Below are 755 nucleotides of genomic sequence, written 5' to 3'. Positions count from 1 at the left end.
GCGGGGCGGCGGGCTTTTGGGCGGGCTTCTTGGGGGGCTGTTTGGCGGGTTCCTGGGCGGAGGCCTGGGCGGGGACGTCGAGCGGGGTGCCGGGGGCGGCCGCGGAGCTGCTGGGGGCGCTTCCGGAACGGCCTCCAGGGAGGGCCTGGAGGTGGGTACGGGACGCCGGGATGGTGGGGGTGGTGCGCGGGGCCGCCGGGTGGGAGGTGCCGCGTTCCAGGGGCAGGCAGCGGGCCAGGAGGGTGGCTGCGGTGGGGTTGCCGCGCAGGGCCCGGAGGGCGGCGAGATCCTCGGGGATCGGGGGGTAGCCGGCGCCGAGGGCCTCTTCGAGGAGGGTGAGGTAGCCGGCTGCGGTGCCGGGGAGGGCGGCGCGGTAGCGGGCGAGGTCGGCCACCAGGAAGGCACGCATCCGGGCGCCCTCGCGCATCGCCTCGTCGAGATTCTCGGCGAGACGGAGACAGTCCTCGACGTCTTGGGCCGGGGCGGGGCAGGGGGTGAGGGCAAGGTCGAGGGCGCGGCGGAGCACACGCAGCTCCTCCACGCCGAACGCCATGCCGCCGCGGGATCCGTATGGCGTGGGCATGCGCCGACGATACGCGCTAATCAGACAAACGCGGCATATGGGGGCGGTGTGGCGTGGGGTGCCACTCGGGTGGGTGGGGGTGGTGCCTGCGGCGGCCTGTGCGGGTGGGGTGGGGGTGCGCGACGCGCCTTGTGCCGGTGGGTGGGTCGGGGCCGCGCCGGGGGGGGGCCCG

At 76.4% G+C, this 755-nt stretch carries 1 protein-coding gene; it reads right to left on the bottom strand.

The features are described from left to right. On the bottom strand, positions 1–553 hold a 553-nt coding region (locus ACGFW6_RS45095), incomplete at its 3' end, for a hypothetical protein (RefSeq protein WP_393523621.1). Positions 554–755 lie beyond the last annotated feature (202 nt).

The organism is Streptomyces sp. Y7 (genome assembly GCF_043195415.1).
Lineage (GTDB): Bacteria > Actinomycetota > Actinomycetes > Streptomycetales > Streptomycetaceae > Streptomyces.
Note: the sequence above shows the minus strand (reverse complement) of the source record. Positions and strands in the feature narration are given on the sequence as shown.